Origin of the sequence: Paenibacillus hunanensis (assembly GCF_014645615.1) — a bacterium.
In the GTDB taxonomy this organism is placed as follows: Bacteria; Bacillota; Bacilli; order Paenibacillales; family Paenibacillaceae; genus Saccharibacillus; species Saccharibacillus hunanensis.
In genome coordinates this window covers 76838-96084 of record NZ_BMMB01000011.1, presented here as the reverse complement: position 1 = coordinate 96084, position 19247 = coordinate 76838, and the positions used below count along the sequence as shown (strand labels likewise).

At 45.7% G+C, this 19247-nt stretch carries 13 protein-coding genes; 12 read left to right on the top strand and 1 reads right to left on the bottom strand.

The window, feature by feature from the left end; translation table 11 throughout:
* Positions 1–196 precede the first annotated feature (196 nt).
* The 9 genes from hfq to IEX62_RS20540 all read left to right on the top strand — a co-directional run bounded on the left by hfq (position 197) and on the right by IEX62_RS20540 (position 13319).
* Positions 197–436, top strand: coding sequence for an RNA chaperone Hfq (gene hfq, locus IEX62_RS20580; protein ID WP_188777805.1), 240 nt, complete (start codon positions 197–199; stop codon positions 434–436).
* A gap of 211 nt (positions 437–647) precedes the next feature.
* A complete protein-coding gene (locus IEX62_RS20575) occupies positions 648–3353 on the top strand; it encodes a transglycosylase domain-containing protein (RefSeq protein WP_188777803.1) in 2706 nt (901 codons plus the stop codon).
* Positions 3354–3474: 121 nt separating this feature from the next.
* Positions 3475–4023, top strand: coding sequence for a ribonuclease FAU-1 family protein (locus IEX62_RS20570; protein ID WP_188777801.1), 549 nt, complete (start codon positions 3475–3477; stop codon positions 4021–4023).
* Positions 4024–4143: 120 nt separating this feature from the next.
* Positions 4144–5433 carry a GTPase HflX gene (hflX, locus tag IEX62_RS20565; RefSeq protein ID WP_188777799.1) on the top strand — a complete coding sequence of 430 codons (1290 nt, stop codon included), beginning with the start codon at positions 4144–4146 and terminating at the stop codon, positions 5431–5433.
* A gap of 469 nt (positions 5434–5902) precedes the next feature.
* Positions 5903–7156: a methionine gamma-lyase family protein gene (locus tag IEX62_RS20560; protein WP_188777796.1), complete on the top strand. Its 1254-nt coding sequence runs from the start codon at positions 5903–5905 to the stop codon at positions 7154–7156.
* Between the two features lie 1208 nt (positions 7157–8364).
* Complete coding sequence (locus IEX62_RS20555) at positions 8365–8778, top strand: MerR family transcriptional regulator (protein ID WP_188777794.1); 414 nt, start codon at positions 8365–8367, stop codon at positions 8776–8778.
* A gap of 24 nt (positions 8779–8802) precedes the next feature.
* Positions 8803–10131 (top strand): type I glutamate--ammonia ligase, encoded by a 1329-nt coding sequence (gene glnA / locus IEX62_RS20550; RefSeq protein ID WP_188777792.1) that lies wholly within the window; start codon positions 8803–8805, stop codon positions 10129–10131.
* 79 nt (positions 10132–10210) lie between these two features.
* Positions 10211–10966: an RCC1 domain-containing protein gene (locus IEX62_RS20545; protein WP_188777790.1), complete on the top strand. Its 756-nt coding sequence runs from the start codon at positions 10211–10213 to the stop codon at positions 10964–10966.
* Positions 10967–11201: 235 nt separating this feature from the next.
* On the top strand, positions 11202–13319 hold the full coding sequence (locus IEX62_RS20540) for a CBM35 domain-containing protein (protein WP_188777788.1): 2118 nt from the start codon (positions 11202–11204) through the stop codon (positions 13317–13319).
* 376 nt (positions 13320–13695) lie between these two features.
* Here the strand turns inward: IEX62_RS20540 and IEX62_RS20535 are convergent, their stop codons facing one another.
* Entirely contained in the window at positions 13696–14643 is a 948-nt protein-coding gene (locus tag IEX62_RS20535) for an AraC family transcriptional regulator (RefSeq protein WP_188777786.1), read from the bottom strand.
* 306 nt (positions 14644–14949) lie between these two features.
* On the opposite strand from IEX62_RS20535, the gene IEX62_RS20530 reads away from it, so the two are divergent.
* The 3 genes from IEX62_RS20530 to IEX62_RS20520 are packed head-to-tail and all read left to right on the top strand — an operon-like array spanning position 14950 to position 18611.
* A complete protein-coding gene (locus IEX62_RS20530) occupies positions 14950–16341 on the top strand; it encodes a glycoside-pentoside-hexuronide (GPH):cation symporter (RefSeq protein WP_188777784.1) in 1392 nt (463 codons plus the stop codon).
* Between the two features lie 35 nt (positions 16342–16376).
* Complete coding sequence (locus tag IEX62_RS20525) at positions 16377–18353, top strand: glycoside hydrolase family 127 protein (RefSeq protein WP_188777782.1); 1977 nt, start codon at positions 16377–16379, stop codon at positions 18351–18353.
* A 24-nt stretch (positions 18354–18377) separates the two neighbouring features.
* Positions 18378–18611 carry a hypothetical protein gene (locus IEX62_RS20520; protein WP_188777779.1) on the top strand — a complete coding sequence of 78 codons (234 nt, stop codon included), beginning with the start codon at positions 18378–18380 and terminating at the stop codon, positions 18609–18611.
* The last annotated feature ends 636 nt before the right edge of the window (positions 18612–19247 follow it).

Here is a 19247-nt window from a genome sequence, read left to right as displayed (position 1 = left end):
GATTTTTGCAAAGCATAAAATCCATACTGCTCCAGTGTGAGTGATCTGCTCACACGGTGTGAAATGAAAAAGGGATTTTTGCGAAGCATAAAATCCACACTACCTAAATCGCATCCAGCACCAACAGGTATCACATTTTTTATCCAATTGAGCATTGAGCCAATGCTGAATTAATAATCACTTGGGGGTACGGTCAATGAACAAATCTATTAACATTCAGGATACTTTTTTAAATCAATTGCGCAAGGAAAATATTCCAGTGACAGTATACCTCGTAAATGGATTCCAGATTCGTGGCACAATTAAGGCATTTGATAACTTCACCATCATGGTAGATAGCGATGGTCGTCAGCAAATGATCTACAAGCATGCCGTATCTACGTTTACTCCGTCACGCAACGTATCCCTCATGCAGGATAATCAAAGCGAGACCTGATCCGCATTGCGATGCGGTACACTGTGCAACTTATCTGCTATGTGATTTGTTGTACATTTGAATTGAAACTTTTATGCTTTGTATATCGTTTAATGAAGAGAAAGAATTGGACAACCCCTTCTCAGGGTTGTTCTTTTCTTTCCAATACCTGTCCAGCATGTTAGCAATGAAATGCACTACATGGTTTACCGAAAGGGAGTCAGAATAAACAATGCCAAGACAGCAACTATCCCGCAGTGACAGAAGCCAGCCAAGTCGTCCAACAACAACGCGTCCAGCGCGTCCGAATCGTAACAGTACATCGGGCTCCGGTGGCGGCGGTAACGGTGGTGGCAATGGCGGTAAAAAGAAAAAGAAGCGGATAACGGGTAAAAAAGTCTTTTGGACGTTATTCGGTGTAACTGCACTGGGAATATTTTGTGCGCTTGCCGCTTACCTGTTCATTATGGTCAGTGGAGAAAAGATCTATGAGGAAAACATCAACAAACTCGCTGTAAGCGAGCCAACCAAGGTCTATGATCGCAACGGAACGCTCATTTTGCAGCGTAGTGTACGCACAGGTGATCCAGTTAAATACGAGGATATACCGAAGGAAGTTGTCGAAGCGTTTGTCGCTACAGAGGACAGACGATTTTTCGATCATCAGGGCGTAGACCTGTGGTCGATCGGGCGTGCTGCCGTGCGTGACGTGATCGCCCGCTCTGCGGTTGAGGGCGGAAGTACGATTACCCAGCAGCTTGCGAAAAACGTGTTTTTGAATACAGATAAGACCTTCTTCCGTAAAGCAACCGAAGTATCGATCGCTCTGGCGATTGAACGTAAAATGACCAAAGAAGCGATTATTACGACGTATTTGAATCGGATTTACTTTGGTTCTGGCGCATACGGTATCAAGGAAGCCGCAGAGACTTACTTTGGCGTGAGTGATCTTAGCAAGCTGAAGCTGTGGCAGATTGCTACGCTAGCAGGCTTGCCAAAAGCACCTTCGCGTTATAGCCCGTTAAGTAACCCGGATCTGTCGCAGCAACGACGTGCCGTTGTCCTACAGCTTATGCAGCAGCAGGGCTACATTACAGCAGCGCAGGAGAAAGAAGCAGAGAGCGTTGTATATGATTACCAGCCACCGAAAAAGGAATCTCAATATGATGCCTTTATCGAATATGCAATGCAGGAAGCAGAAGATGAGACAGGTCTGAGCGCGGATGATCTGAACCGTGGCGGATACAATATCTACACGACGATGGATGCCAAAGCGCAAAAGACACTTGAAGATGCATTCAACAATGATGAATTGTTTGAAAAGAGCTCGGATGATGTGAAGGTACAGGGTTCAATGGTTATCGTTAACAACGATACAGGCGGCATTGTCGCCCTGCTCGGTGGACGCGATTACAAGGCAGGTAACTTTAGCCGTGTAACAAGTCATCGTCAGCCAGGCTCAGCATTCAAGCCGATCATCTCCTATGCACCAGCACTACAAAGTGGCAATTATAATTCCAACTCAATGCTCAACAATGAAAAGCAATGTTTTGGTAGCTATTGTCCAAATAACTTGCATGGCGGCTATTCTAGCTCCATCTCGATGACCGCGGCGCTGGAGGATTCCGTCAATATTCCAGCGGTATGGCTGCTGAATCAGATCGGGATTGATGCAGGTATTAACTATGCGAAGTCTGTAGGCTTCAACCTGACAGCGGATGATCGCAACCTGGCGATTGCGCTGGGCGGTCTGAGCAAAGGTACGAATACCCTGGAGATGGCGCAAGCCTATCGTGTATTCGCCGATGGTGGAACGTACATGCCAGCGTATGCGGTCAAGAGTATTAGTGATAGCACCGGTGCCGAAGTGTACAAAAATGACATGAAATCAACACAAGTGCTGAATAAGCAGGCCACAGACGAAATGACTCAGATGCTGCAAAATGTCGTACAAAACGGTACAGGTAAACGGGCGCAAATCAATCGTCCAGTAGCCGGCAAAACAGGTACGACGCAGCACGGCATTTCCGGTTTGCGTAGCAGTGCCAACCGTGATATCTGGTTTGCTGGATATACGAAGGAATGGACAGCAGCCATCTGGATGGGCTATGACCAGCCAGATCGCAATCATCTGCTCAAAGACGGTAGTGGTCGTGCCGCAGCGATGTTTGCAGCTGTAATGGGACCTGCACTGGAAGGTTATCCGGTGCAAAACTTTGATGCTCCAGATGAGGTCGCTCCACCACCGGTAGAGGAAACACCGGAAGAGCAGCCACAGCAACCACCAGCTGCTGTAACCGGGCTGAGTGCTTCATTTGATCAGAACAGTCAGGCAGTTGCTCTATCATGGAAAGCAGTAGATGGCGCGACTAGCTACACGGTATATCGTAAGGAAAGCACGGCAACTGAGTTTAATGCGATTGCCAATGGAGTATCTGGCAATGCTGCAACAGATGCCGCGGTAACTCCAGGTGCGACCTACGAATATTATGTGACTGCTGTAACGGCGGATGGCGCTCAATCAGATGCCTCCAACACCGCTCGAATTACGATTGAACAGGCAAGCCCTGAACAAACAGATAATCCAGACGGTGTTGTTCCACCGGGAGGAGAGCCTTCCACTCCGCCTACAGGCGAAGAGAATGGCCCGGGTTCTGGAAATGGTCCAGGCAATGGGCCGGGTAATGGAAATGGTAATCAGGGTAACGGCAATGGCAATGGAGGTCCAGCGACTGGTCCAGGTAGCGGTTCAACCGATACTGGAACCGGAACGACGGATGGCGGACAAACGGGTACAGATAGTGGTGCACAAACAGATAACGGTGGTGCAGCTCCGGGTACGACAACACCGGGGACAACGCCCCCTTCATCTGATGGAACAGACAGTACAACCACGTCGCCAGATGGTACAACGACAGCACCGCCATCTACGCCATAAGCCTTCTCGTATCTTCAAAAGCCTCCAATCCACGCGATTGGAGGCTTTTTTGCAGGATTTTTTTGAGCCTGTGCTGTAAATATGCTATTCTGAAGTTACTTTGTAGGAAAGGGACGCTTCCATGAAACGTAAATTTGCAGACCGAGCGAACTGGCGGCGTGTCATTCAACGCAGCTATACTCGCCGCTACGTCAATAACAATATTTTTACAGGATATGTGACACTGTACCATATGAACCGACTACGCGAGCCACTGTACAAAATTTACGGAGGTCGAAGATTCTGCATTGCTGCTGCTGAGTATTCATGGATGCAGTATTACCCCGAAAATGCGAACTATGTAGTCACAGCCATGTTTGATGATCGGCAGGAGATTATCGAATGGTATATTGATATTTGCAAAACACAGGGAATCACGGATCAGGGAGTGCCGTGGTTCGACGATTTGTATCTCGACATCGTCGTGATGAAGGATGGACAGATTTTTCTGCTGGATGAAGATGAGCTGGATGATGCATTACGTCGTCGTGTCATTACGCAGCAGGATTATCAACTGGCGCACGCAACGGCACGCCGACTGCTGAAGCAGATCGATGCGCATGCTTTTCCGCTGTTTCCGCTTTCGCTCAAGCATCGTCGTAGCTTGTTTGGTCGTGAGCATCACTCATAAGCACAGGAAAAGGTAGCGGTAAACAAAGCATCGTTATGATGGAAAGGCAGCATCCTGTTTACGAGGCGATCACTCTTCTGATACAACCCTGAACAACTTCGATTACTAAGGAGAATGCCCATGAAACAGGTAACACATGATACAGGGACAGAGCAGCAGGCACGAGCTGTGCTGGTCAGTCTGATCACACAAATGGACAAACGCAATGGAACCAACACGGAAGGCTCCATTCAAGAGCTGGTGAGCCTTGCTGAGACGGCTGGGGTTGAAGTGCTAGAGCAGATGACACAGAACCGTGAGACACCGGATACACGCTGGTTTATCGGTAAAGGTAAGGTGGAGGAGCTTCGTATCCTGCTGGAAGCACTGGGAGCGAACACCGTCATTTTCGATCAGGAGCTATCCGGCGCGCAGGTGCGTAATCTGGAGGAGCATCTGGATGCGAAGATTATCGACCGTACGCAGCTGATTCTGGATATTTTCGCCCAGCGTGCCAAAACGCGCGAGGGTATTTTGCAGGTAGAGCTAGCACAGTACAGCTATTTGCTGCCACGTTTATCTGGACAGGGGAAAAACCTGTCTCGTCTCGGTGGCGGTATCGGTACACGTGGACCGGGTGAAACGAAGCTTGAAACCGATCGCCGCCATATCCGCACTCGGATCACCGATCTGAAAAGACAACTAGAAGAGGTGATGCGTCACCGTACCCTGTACCGTGAACGTCGTAAAAAGTCTGGCGTTGTGCAGGTTGCACTGGTCGGCTATACGAATGCTGGTAAATCCACCCTGCTCAAGCAGCTCACTGACGCGGATGTATATATCCAAAATCAGCTATTCGCAACCCTTGATCCGACTTCGCGTACACTGGAGCTTCCGGGTGGTAAGGAAATTGTGCTTACCGATACGGTAGGTTTTATTCAAAATCTGCCGCATGATCTGGTCGCTGCCTTCCGTGCCACACTGGAGGAAGTGAATGAAGCGGATCTGATCCTGCATGTTGTAGATGCATCGTCTGAACGTCGTGACGAGCAGATGGCAGTGGTGGATGAGATTTTGCAGGAGCTTGGTGCTGGCAGTAAGGATCAGATTGTACTGTATAACAAAATCGATCTGTGCTCGCCTGCCCAGTTAGAGATGATACCATCGGATCGCCATCATCTGCGCGTTAGCGCCTACACAGAGTCAGATCTGGAGCAGATCAAGCAGCTTATTCAAGAGCAGCTTGGCGGCGGTCAGCGCATCTATCGTATTCCAGCAGATCGTGGTGATCTGATTGCCCAGCTATATAGCTTTAGCAGTGTGATTGAGCAGGACTATGAAGAGAATGATGCCATTTTTAAAGTTGAGCTGAATAAGGTGGATTACGAGAAGTTTGGTTATCGTCTGCAAGAGTATGAGGTGCGCAGCTAGGTTGAAGTAGCGTGTCCCTTATCGCTGTAGGGCGCTACTGAGCTTCAGTAGCGTGATACAGCAGGACGATGAAGAGAACGACGCCATGTTTAAATTCGAGCCCAATAAGCAGGATAGCTTTTACTCGAAAATCATACAGACGAACATTCGTACACGTTATGTTGACGTTCCTGCTCAGGCACGAAACGCATCAAATATAACGCACAAAGTGACAAAATTACGACAATTCGTGATAAGGCTTTTCTTAACCTATCGTAGCATGTAAAATATGAAGCGCGATCAAGAAAGCTATCGACCTGTTTTTTGTGTAATGGCAACTTAGACGTATTAGGCTTATCTACGTCTGGGAGCCATTATAACGTCAGCTTAGAAAATGTAGCCGAGCCATGGTGATCAATCAGGAACGGACATATAAAACGAGCCCGCCCGAGCTGTTTGGGGCGGGTTATCATTGTGGGGAGAGACAAGCATGCCTGTTTTTGATGAACGAATTACAGCGTGGTCTGCGCAGGCAGACGAGCTAATCGATAAAGCCGTTCGCAATCTGGACGGAATTGTAGACAAGAATCAATGGAAGGTGATCGAAGCTTTCCAAAAGCATAAAGTGAGCGATTATCATTTTGCTGGCTCCACTGGCTATGCGTACAACGATCGTGGACGCGAAGTGCTGGAGGATGTGTATGCGGAGGTGTTTGGTGCCGAAGCTGCACTGGTGCGTCCACATTTCGCTTCCGGTACGCATACGATTGCGACGGCTTTATTTGGTGTATTACGTCCTGGAGACGAGCTATTGTACATTACCGGTCGTCCTTACGACACCTTGCATAAGGTGATTGGTAAGCCGGATGATGGTAAAGGCTCATTAGCCGACTTTGGTATTGGTTATGGGGAAGCTGCCCTTAATGAACAAGGACAGGTGGACTGGCCGGAGGTTGAGCGTCTAATGAATGAGCATACACGCGTGATTGGTATTCAGCGCTCGCGTGGCTATGACTGGCGTTCGTCATTTACAATTGCCGATATTGAAGCAATGGTGCAGCGCATTCGTTCCTATAACAAGGATGTTATTATTTTTGTAGATAACTGTTATGGCGAATTCACCGAAACGCTGGAGCCGACTCAGGTCGGCGTGGATCTGATGGCAGGCTCCTTGATCAAAAATCCAGGTGGCGGTATAGCGGAAACAGGCGGCTATATTTGTGGTAAACGTAGCTATGTAGAGCTGGCTTCGTACCGTTTAACTGCACCAGGCATTGGTGGCGAGGTTGGGGCGATGCTGGGAACGACACGCGGCATTTATCAGGGATTATATATGGCGCCGACGATTGTCGGACAAGCGCTGAAGGGGAGTATATATGCGGCTGCCATGTTCGAGCTGGCGGGCTTCAAAAGCAAGCCGGGCTGGGCAGAGCCGCGTACCGATCTGATTCAAGCGGTATCCTTCCAGCAGGAGCAGCAGCTCATTGCTTTTGTACAGGGGATTCAGCGTGCCGCAGCTGTAGACAGCCATGTGGTGCCAGAGCCGTGGGATATGCCTGGTTACGAGCATCCGGTTATTATGGCGGCAGGTACATTTATTCAGGGTGGAAGTCTGGAGCTATCTGCCGATGCACCGATTCGTGAACCATACATTGGCTATATGCAGGGCGGACTTACGTATTCTCATGTGAAGCTGGGAGTATTGATGGCTTTGCAGACGATGCTAGAGCGTAATCTGCTATAGGATAAAGGGTGGATTCATACTGCTAGAATCATTCTTCTGCTAAATGATGATGATTATAAACAAATCTTCAAACTAATCGTGCTATGCTCATGCAGAACATCTAGTCATGCGCATACGGAATTAGAGTAGCAAGTATCCGAATCATAATCCATCAGGCAGTCCATACAATAAAGTACAATATCCGGATAACAGAGGAATTGTTTTCCGGATATTGATATGACTGCATACGCTAATATAGCTACTGACACGCTCAGCTTCTGTAGCAATGATTCCCGTATATACTGTAATCACGGAATTTAATCGAATAATCAAAAATTATATTTAAAGTTAAATGTATACTTTGACATTGCTTATAGAATCGCTATCCGATTGTTTTGCTATATGTCTGGCTAACTGTCAATAAGGGTAAATCATGTAGGATGCTAGCTCGCTTATAGGTATTCGATATAAGTTTATTGATTATGTCTATAAGTAAATTTCAGGATACATTTACCATGTGAAAAGTGAGTCATATTCTACTATATATTCTTTTAAAAAGCCGTGATGTACCTATTCTAGGTGCTGTTATTGCTCACCAACAGAACATGTCAAGTACAGGCGGATCAAGCTAAACGATCAACTCAGCAAGCATGTTCAGTTTATTATCATGGTGATAGATGAATGATCCAAGTTAGCCGTTAGAGGAAATCTGTAATTTGCCCTCTCGCCGACAACTTATGCGATCCTCACATAGATAAACATTTATTGCGAGTGTTCGTTACGCATTCATGTAAACTGTAACGACGAAACCAATGCTAGCTCTGTTACGTTTAATACAATAATGCAAGCGATGTGACATCGCTAGACACAATTGCAACAAAATTGGATTTATAAATCCATCATTTGATACGTATAAGAAAACGGATTACCCAATGGATGATACCTTCATAACAAACCTTGCAATCTTTCAGAAGCGTTGTAACATAATTAGAGAGATTCGCTGTCCCGGCGTGCATTTACAGGGCATCTAATGTTATAATAAATCTGCGAAAAAGAGAGCTTACGGAATTAAAATGAAAATTCAGCCCCAGCATTGTTAAGCACATGTTAACGCAATATAAAATTATTGTGAGTTAAGTTAACATGTTATTGACGCCTTATATCAGGATATGTACAATAGTAGCAAGAGAATCGAATGCTAAAATGCTAATTGGAAGGTTGATGAATACATGGGTGATGAAATTCGGAGAAATATGGCGCTATTCCCTATCGGAATCGTGATGAAGCTTACGGATCTGTCTGCGCGTCAGATTCGTTACTATGAGCAACACAATCTGATCGTTCCGGCACGTACTTCGGGCAATCAGCGTTTGTTTTCGTTTAATGATGTAGAGCGCTTATTGGAAATTAAGGCACTTATCGAGAAAGGGGTAAATATCGCTGGCATTAAGCAAGTGATGAACCCTGTCTCGAAGGAATCTGAGGAAGCGACTGTGATTACACCAGACACGGAAGAGCGTCGTAGGGAATTGTCAGATTCGCAACTTCATCGTATGCTTAAACAGCAGCTGGTTACAGGCAAGCGTCCAGGCCAGGTGTCTCTTATTCAAGGGGAGTTATCCCGATTCTTCAACAAAAAATAATCAGACCACAGAGGAGAGGGTAGCGTGAGTTATACGAAGGAAGATATTCTGCGAATTGCGGAAGAGGAAAATGTACGTTTTATCCGTCTGCAATTTACCGATTTGCTCGGTGCGATCAAAAACGTTGAAATCCCGGTTAGTCAGCTGGGTAAAGCACTGGACAATAAAATGATGTTCGATGGTTCCTCCATCGAAGGCTATGTACGTATCGAGGAATCTGATATGTACCTGTATCCGGATCTGGATACATGGGTTATTTTCCCATGGGTAACGGACATTCGCGTGGCACGTCTGATTTGTGATGTGTACATGCCGGATGGTACGCCATTTGCTGGCGATCCACGCGGCATTTTGAAGCGTAACCTGAAAGAAGCTGAAGCAATGGGCTTTACTGAAATGATGGTCGGACCAGAACCGGAATTTTTCCTGTTCCGTACCGATGCTAACGGTAACCCAACTGAAGAACTGAACGATCAAGGTGGATACTTCGACCTGGCTCCAACCGATCTGGGTGAGAACTGCCGCCGTGATATCGTTATTACGCTGGAAGAAATGGGCTTTGAGATCGAAGCGTCTCACCATGAGGTAGCACCAGGCCAGCATGAGATCGACTTTAAATATGCTAACGCTCTGCAAGCAGCGGATCAGATCCAGACGTTCAAGCTCGTGGTACGCACGATTGCTCGTCAGCATGGTCTGCATGCCACATTTATGCCGAAGCCGCTGTTTGGTATGAACGGTTCTGGTATGCACTGTCACCAATCGCTGTTCAGAGAAGGCACGAATGCGTTCTATGATGAGAGCGATGACATTGGCTTGAGCGAAATTGCACGTCATTATATGGCAGGTATTCTGAAGCATGCACGTTCGATGGCAGCTGTAACGAATCCTACAGTAAACTCCTACAAGCGTCTGGTTCCAGGCTATGAAGCACCTGTATATGTAGCATGGTCTGCAAGTAATCGTAGCCCGATGGTACGTATTCCGGCTTCGCGTGGACTGAGCACACGTATCGAGCTGCGTAACCCTGACCCAACAGCGAACCCTTACCTGGCACTGGCTGTTATGCTGAGAGCAGGTCTGGACGGTATTGATCGTCAATTGAACCTGCCAAAACCGATCGACCGCAACATCTACATAATGACTGAAGATGAGCGTATCGACGAAGGTATCCCAAGTCTTCCAGGCGATCTGAAAGAAGCTCTGCATGAGCTGCTGCGCGACGATATTATGATCACTGCACTTGGTGAGCATGCGACCGCACACTTTTATGAGCTAAAAGAGATTGAATGGGATATGTACCGTACTCAGGTACACCAATGGGAGCGCGACCAGTACATGACGCTGTATTAATATCTGTATTTAATCCCTTATGCCTTATGGCGTAAGGGATTTTTCTTTTTAATGACAATGAAAGTTAAGGAGGAACGATATGAATAATAAGCAATTCCAGCAATCACTAATCCAAACACAATCCATTCCTAATGTGATGGTTGCAGCAGGTAATGTACATATGGCTAAAAATACCGGTAATGCTCACACGGCTGCTCTCAAATCCGATGGTACAGTAATGGCGATAGGATGGAATAAACATAATCAATGCGATGTAAGTGGATGGCGCGATATGGCAGCTATTGCGGCAGGATGGTGTCGCACTGTAGGAGTGAAATCTAATGGTACAGTGATGGCAGTGGGGAGAAACCGCGAAGCGGAATGTAATGTAAGCGATTGGATCGATATCGTAGCAGTATCAGCGGGAGATTGGCATACGGTTGGTTTACGATCCGATGGAACCGTTATCGCAATCGGTAACAATAAATATAATCAGTGTGACGTAAGCGGTTGGAGTGAGATTGTAGCTATTTCAGCAGGATATCTTCATACCGTTGGGCTCCGAAGCGATGGCAGCGTCGTAGCTACAGGTAGGACAGGTGAAGGAGTATGCGATGTGAGCGAATGGAGCGAGATTATAGCCATTGCAGCGGGAAGTTATCATACCGTTGGTCTGAAATCGGATGGTACAACCATTGCTGTGGGATCAAATACATATCATCAATGCGATATAAACAATTGGAACGATATTAAAGCGATTGCCGCAGGCTGTATTCATACGATTGGGATAAAATCTGACGGTACAATCGTTGCTATAGGTAATAATAGTAATGGACAGCGCAATATACGTGTATAGAGGATCAATATGCCAAAACAGGCATTCCCAAAGTCGGTAATCTGCACCCAACCTACGATTTTTGGAGTTTACCCACCTGTGGAAAATCAATAACCTAAGAGTACAAGGTTATTCAAGCGCGTACGCTGGAAGCCTTGAGGATGTTGGCCAACATCTTTTGAAAGCGTTATCTTTAATTGCTTTCCTACTTACTACAAATTCTCAAACAATTCTCAAACTTGAAAGGTGATGACAAATGAAAAAAAGAGCAGCCTTATTAAGTGGAACTTTATTGCTGGGGATGGTACCCGCTTTATTCGCTCCAGCACCAGTCTCAGCAGCGTCTCCATCGCCGTTTACTGTAGATGTATCTAATGCATATCGTCCTGTCACACATGTGGCTTCGGGTTCTTTATATGGATTGGCAGAGGAAGGACGACCAGCGAATGATCTGATCGCACCGACGCATCCAAAAATGTTTACCCAGATGGCACCGGGTGGTCAACAGCTTCCCAATGGGGAAACGAAGCCAGTTGGTGACGCGCTCAAGGTAGCGCCTATCGCCAAACGTAATGGCGCAGAGGTTACCATTCGGATGCCCGACATTTATCCTGATTTTCCATACAAATGGGTGAGCTGGGATGACTGGTACGGCAAAGTAGATCAAATCGTAAAGGCGCGCCTCGACTCAGGTGCAGATAATATTTATGGTTATGAAATTTGGAATGAGCCAGACGGAACATGGGATACGAATAAGGCAGGCTCCTTTAATGAAGGCTGGGAAAAAACCTATTTGCGCATCAAGCAGCAGGATACTACAACTAAAATCATTGGTCCAAGCATTACGCACTACAATGAGGGCTGGCTGAAGGACTTTCTAACGTATGCACGTGATCATCATGTGCTGCCAGATATTATTTCATGGCATGAGCTGGGTGCTCCAGAAGGCTATTATGTGGACGGGCCAGCACCTCAATATATCTCTAGCCATATTAGTGCTTATCGGGCATTGGAAAAACAGCTCGGTATCAGTCCAAGACTGATCAGCATTAACGAATACGGTGTGATCTCTGAACAGGCTGTACCCGGTAATATGACGCGTTATATTGCTCAATTTGAGCGCTCTGGCGTAGATACCGCTAATATTGCGTTTTGGTTCCGACCTGGACGCTTGAGCAATCTGGTTACAGCAAATGGTGAGAAAAATGGTGCCTGGTGGCTGTATAAATGGTATGGCGATATGTCCGGTCAAATGATTATGACTACGCCACCTAATCCCCAAGCACTTGATCTGGACGGTATTGCCAGTGTAAATGATAGTAAGCAACAAGTAGATGTCGTGTTTGGCGGCGGCACAGGGAATCATACTATTGTCATCAAGAGTCTGAATGCGTTATCCGCTTTCTCAGGTACAGCAAGTGTGAAGCTGGAAAGTACCCCATGGTATGGAGTAGATACACCAGTGAGTGAGCCAACGACCGTATTTACAGGCAATGTAGCTATCCAAAACGGTCAAATTACGATTCCAGTTACCGATATGAAGCCATCATCAGGCTATCATGTCACCATTACACCGGGTGCACAAAGCGATATCACTCGCTATGAAGCCGAAAAAGCAAACGTACAGGGTGCCAGTGTATTAAGTAGCAATCATGCTTCCAGTAGCAGTTATGTGGGTCGGATCGATCATCCAGATAGCTATGTAGAGTTTACAGTGAATGCCCCAGCCGCTGGCAATTATAATCTGACAGTTGGCTATGCGAACGGGGGTTCAAGCACCTCCCAGCAGTCGCTGAGTGTCAATGGAGCAGAGGCAACTACGCTGAATTATCCAGCCACAGGGGGCTGGCTTGATGCCGCAGATGGCGCTGCCATTCAACAACAGATTGCTTTAAAAGAGGGTAGCAATACGATTCGTCTGACCAAAGCTGGATCGGGTTATGCGGAGCTAGACTATATCCAGCTACAACAGCTGGGAAGCTTCAAGCAAAGAGTAGAAGCGGAAGATGCAAAAGTGCAAGGCGCACGTATTGTGAACAGCTCGTTTGCCTCTAATGATCGATTTGTCGGTAACATCGATAATAACGACAGCTCGGTAACCTTCAGCGTTTATGCGCCAGCAGCAGGCACGTATAAAATGGATGTTGGCTATGCTAACGGTACAAATGCGACATCCACACACACATTGACCATTAACGGTCAAGCTCAAGATGCAGTGTCGTATCCGACAACCGGAGGATGGACAGCGAATGTGCCGAACTTTGGCACCCGCCAGATCGTGACTGTATCGGTTAATCTGAAGCAGGGCGATAATACCATCGTATTGGGCAAAGGGAACGGTTATGCGGAGCTGGATTATATTGAGGTCTATTGATCAAGCGAAGTAGAGCTGTAAAATGAATCAAATCGACGAGTTTAACCATGCATTATACATGCAGTATGATCTATACACACGATCCTAAGATTGCTTTATGCTGTACAATCGCCTGATTTTCAGTCTGTTAAGGATAATCCTATAAAAATAGCCCGAAGTGCACGTCAAGCAACAGAACGTGATGCTTCGGGCTATTTACTTACCATTTTGCCTAATAGCTATATTACGCATAGTCTAACCAACCACACTCAATTACAATCAACTACACTATAAAATCAAACTGATCTATATTATAGAACCACACTGTACTAAAAATGAAACTAACTACACCAGCAAAGCACCCAATTGTATTACATAGCCTAACAGTACATGCGCTTTACGGCTCCTGCAAATGCTCAGGCAATGGAATATCTGGATCTACAGTCATACTATTCAAATACGTGTTTGTATATGTGTCTCGAAACTGGGTCGGTGTCATACCAATATAGCTCTTAAATAGCTTCATCAAATACTTCTCGTCACGAAAATGAAGCTCATACGCAATCTCCTTGATCGACTGATTGGTCGTACATAATCTTTCTTTCACGAGGCTTAATTTGAGCGTGTTAATATAACGAATCGTACTCATGCCCAGATTCTTTTTAAATAAGCGGGTCAAATGGTCAGCGTTAAAGCAAAACGTATCCGCAATCTTTTGCACAGTCAGATCATGATAAATATTCACTCTAATCCACTCCACGATCTGCATAAACTTCTGGTTATGCTCCTTATTCAGCCATTGCTGCTGGAGTAGCTGCTGTATATATTTATCGGTCAATTCGAGCATCAGCTCGGTTACAAGATAATCGACTGCATAGGTGCTGTAATACGACGTATGGGAGATATCGAGAATTTGCTTCATCAGCATGACGGGTTTATCCAAATAAGGCAGTGAGAAAAAGGGTGGCAGGCAGACGTAGGCACCTAGCTCTTTTCGCTGTTGCAGCTCGGCACTGGCAAGCAGCAGACTCATAAAGGTATCGTTAGAATCGATAAGCACGTCCTGACGCGGAATAAAATGTAGCCAGAAAAAGCTAACCTCGTCGTTGGAGGGAGCGTAGCCCACGTACTTTACTTCAGGAGCGATCAACATAATATCGCCATGCTTGATCTCATAATGCTCGTTGCCAACCTGTAGATAGACCGTCTCCTTGAGTCCGATGATTAGCTCGTAATCCTTTTCCAGCTTCATCGGCTTATGCTTCCAGCCCTGATTTCCTACAAATTGACCGCATTTGTAATACGCGAGCGGACGCTCAATATTGATTCTCGTTACCGGCTTCATCCGTCAATCACCGTCACTCTCTGCTGTAATATCAGTTTTCACTACGAAAAGTCGTTTTTGTGCACCTTAGTTGGCAGATACATAACGAAACAAGCTATTCACACGTATTATAACACGAATTTAAATGAATTTAAGTCATTAAAATAATTGGTAAAGATCGGAAATATACACTTAAACTACGAAAACTTAAGTTTATTCCACTTCAGAAAGCGCTTACGATAAATGTAACGGCACGGTGCACCCCTATTGCCGATCAGGTGGATTCGTTTTCGCTAACTGCTTATTTATAGATTGGAGGTTATACCTATGGAGCATTCATCATCGTCTTCTTCATCCCAGCAACACCCATCTTTACAGACAGACAAGGTGCCATTTCATCGCAGAATTAGTTATGCGCTTACAGATACGGGTGGCAACCTGTTATATAGCATCATCGGTGCTTACTTACTCTACTTTTATACGGATGTGTTCGGGCTATCGGTAGCTGCAGCAGGTACATTATTGCTCGTGACAAGATTGATCGATGCAGTGGATGCCCCGATGTGGGGGATCATCGTCGATCATACCAAGTCCAAATATGGGCAGAGTCGTCCTTACTTTTTATGGCTATGTGTACCGTTTGCCGCATTTATGGTACTAACCTTTACTACACCGAATCTGGATGGAACGTGGAAAATTGTATACGCCAGTGTCACCTACATTCTGGCAGGAATCGCCTACACTGGTATTTCCACACCGATCACTTCAATTCTGCCTAACCTGAGTCGTAACACGAATGAACGAGTTGTGTTGAACTCCTTCCGTATGGTAGGTGGGAATATTGGTAACTTCGTGGCAGTTACATTCACGCTGCCGCTCGTCGCTCTGCTTGGTGGGGGTAATGATCAGCGGGGCTTTTTCTGGACATTGTGCTTGTTTGGTATCCTTTCCATCACGATGTTCCTGATCGCATTTGCGGATCTCAAAGAGATTAATATCGAGAAGATTAAGACCATTCCACTTCGCCATAGTATGAAAGCGATCGCAGGCAATTGGCCATGGCTCTTACTCGTCATAGCTAATTTGCTGTTCTGGATCGCCCTCACCATTCGTACCTCAACACTGGTCTATTATTTTGAATATGATCTAGGAAAAAAGGATCTCGTTCCGCTCATTAACGGAATTTCGATTATACAGGTGCTCGGTATGATGTCGATTCCTTGGATTGTCAAATATACAAGCAAGCAGCTGACGATGATTCTTGGATTTGTACTGGCAGCGATCGGTCAGTTCATTTTGTTCAGTGCAGGTATGCATATGCCGCTATTGATCGTCGGCTGGAGCATCGGCTGTATCGGCTCTGGTATTGCCTGCTCCATGCCATTTGCGATGCTGTCTGATACGGTTGATTATGGCGAATGGAAATCTGGCTTACGAGCAAGTGGCATGCTAACGGCAATTGGCAGTGCATTTTGTATCAAAGCAGGCTCCGGTCTAGGTGGGTTCATTCCAACGCAATTTATGGCGGCATTTGGATATGTACCGAATGCAGTGCAAAGTGCACAATCGATTGATGGCATCCGACTCGTATTTATCTGGCTACCTGCCATCGTATTTTTACTGGGCATTATTCCGATGTTATTTTATCGCCAGTTTGAGAAGAAGGAAGGCTATATTCGCAAGCAATTGCTGCAAAAGGAAGCGAATGCTGAAGTATAAACCTATCTACTTATGTATGAGGAGGAATCATTCCTATGCCATTTCAGCTTCAATCATCCCATATTACTGATTCATTCTGGTCTCATTACCGCGAGCTTGTACGTACAGAGATGATTCCCTATCAATGGGACGTACTGAATGACAACGCCGATATTGTGATTGAAAAGGAACGCAATGACGACAATATTCCCTCTGAGAAAAGCCATGCCATCGAAAATTTTAAAATTGCTGCTGGCTTGAAGGAAGGTCACCACTATGGCTGGGTATTTCAGGACAGTGATGTATACAAGTGGCTGGAGGCGGTAGCCTACTCGCTATCGATTCATCCTGATGCACAATTACAGGAGCTAGCTGACGGTGTAATTGATTTGATCGGGCTGGCACAGGAGCAGGATGGCTATATCAATACGTACTTTTCTATCGAAGAACCAGAGCGTCGCTTCAAAAAGCTAGCAGAAAGTCATGAGCTGTACTGTGCAGGTCATTTTATTGAAGCAGCTATCGCTTATTACGAAGCAACGGGTAATGAGAAGGCACGCACGATTGCCTGCCGACTTGCAGATTGTATTGATGCTCACTTTGGAAAAGAAGCTGGCAAAATTCAAGGCTACGACGGGCATGAGGAAATTGAGCTTGCTTTGACCAAGCTGTATACACTGACAGGAGAGCAGCGTTATTTGGATTTGAGTCTCTATTTTTTGTATGAACGTGGTACAGATCCGACTTTTTTCGCAAGACAGCGTGCCGAGGATAAAGGGACTACCGCTGTGATCGAGGGCATGAGCCATCGACAATTAACGTATTATCAGGCACACCAGCCTGTATTGGAGCAGGAGACTGCCGAAGGGCATGCGGTTCGTCTTGTCTATCTGTGTGCAGGGATGGCAGACGCAGCCTACCTCGCTAATGATAGTAAGATGCTGGAAGCGTGTCGCCGACTGTGGAGTAATATAGTGAGTAAACGAATGTATATTACAGGCGGTATTGGCTCGACTGTGGATGGAGAAGCATTCACCACCGATTATGATCTACCCAATGATACGATGTACTGCGAAACCTGCGCTTCGATCGGACTTATCTTTTTTGCCTTTAATATGCTGAAAAATGAAGCAAAATCACAATATGCAGATGTGCTGGAGCGAGCGCTCTATAATACGGCTATTGGTGGAATGGCGCTGGATGGCAAGCACTTCTTTTACGTGAATCCACTGGAGGTGCGTCCAGATAGCAGCCTGCATGATCCGGGAAAAAGCCATGTAAAGGTTACACGTCCTGCTTGGTTCGGTTGTGCATGCTGTCCACCGAATCTTGCACGGCTACTCACTTCGTTGCATCAATATGTGTACACCATCCATCCCCAGCAGCGTGCGGTGTATACGAATCTGTATGTGACCGGTACAGCCGAACTCAAGCTAGACGATCAGACTGTTCAGCTTGAGCAGACGAGTGAGCTGCCATGGGAAGGGAATGTAGCGTTTCAAGTGCATACTGATCAGCCGATTGATTTCACATTAGCGTTACGCATTCCTTATTGGTCAGGGGAGCCTGTGTTAACTGTGAATGGTGAGTCGGTGTCTTTGGATATAAAGGATGGTTTTGTTAGCTTGAATCGTACGTGGCAAAAGGGTGATCAGCTCAAGCTGACCCTGCCGATGGAGATCAGGCAATATAGCGCGCATCCACTCGTACGAAGCGATTGGGGCAAGCTGGCGATTGGACGAGGGCCACTCATTTTTTGCGCAGAGCAAGAGGATAATGGAGCCAATCTGCATCTGATTCGAGTTTATAGTAATCAGCAGGCGACCTATCGATTTGATCCTGAGCTGCTAGGTGGTGTCGGAACGATCGAATGGCAGGTAGAGCGTCAGCAGGTAGGGGCAGAATGGGAACAGGTGCTGTATAGCTCTGTAGCGGAGCCAACGTATGCACCGCATACCTTAAAGCTGATTCCATATTATAGCTGGGCAAATCGCACACCTGGAGAAATGCAGGTCTGGCTAAATAAAGCATAAGGCGGTAGCAAAGGAGAATGAAGGATGAAAAATAAAGTCAACATTAATCCCGAAGCTTTTGCTCATAGTGTGATCGCAGGCTATACCTCCAATAAGGAGCATCTCGAAGCGATTGCTAAGGAATATCTGGTGCTATATTTAAATGCGTATTTTCTGGCAGAAAAGTTTAATGCAATGGAGGAGCGGTTAGCAGAGAAGGCGGATAGTAAGGATTTTAAAGAGCTGATGGCAAAGGTACTGGAAACGAAGCTGTTCTAAACATGATTACGAAACGGTTAGCGAACAAAATCATGGAGTACGCATATGCACAGCAAATTGCAAATAATATCAATGAAACAAAAAATAAAATGTGAAAAATGATATAAAATACTCACAATAACAGCTATATTACTAAAATATTTTCCGTATACTTCCAAAAGATGCGACAATAATCTCCTGTCTGTATAATAAGACAGGAGATTATTGTGGAGGTGGTAAAATGATAAAATTGCTGTTAGGTTGTACATCTATTGTATGTGCGACTATTATACTTTGTACCGGATTCATACTTGCTGGTCTAAGAGGAGCAGCGTACTCTTCACAGATCAACGGTGGAGCTTTTCAATATCAATTATTTGATATCGGAATCATTTGGTTCATTATACCATTGTTCCTACTCGTAGTAGGAGGCATACTTATCTATACTTCAAGGTATGATTTTAATGAAGCTTAGTCATGTGAATGTCTGTTTATGTAATATTAGCGTTTCAAATGGCTAAGCAATCTGATGTGTATCAGCTGGCTAGTCTACATATGAGTAAAGTCGTATTACAGAAGTTTTACCATTTTTAAAAATGAATAGTCCATTAAAAAAGACTCTCACATTATGCGAGAGTCTTTTTTAATGGACTATGA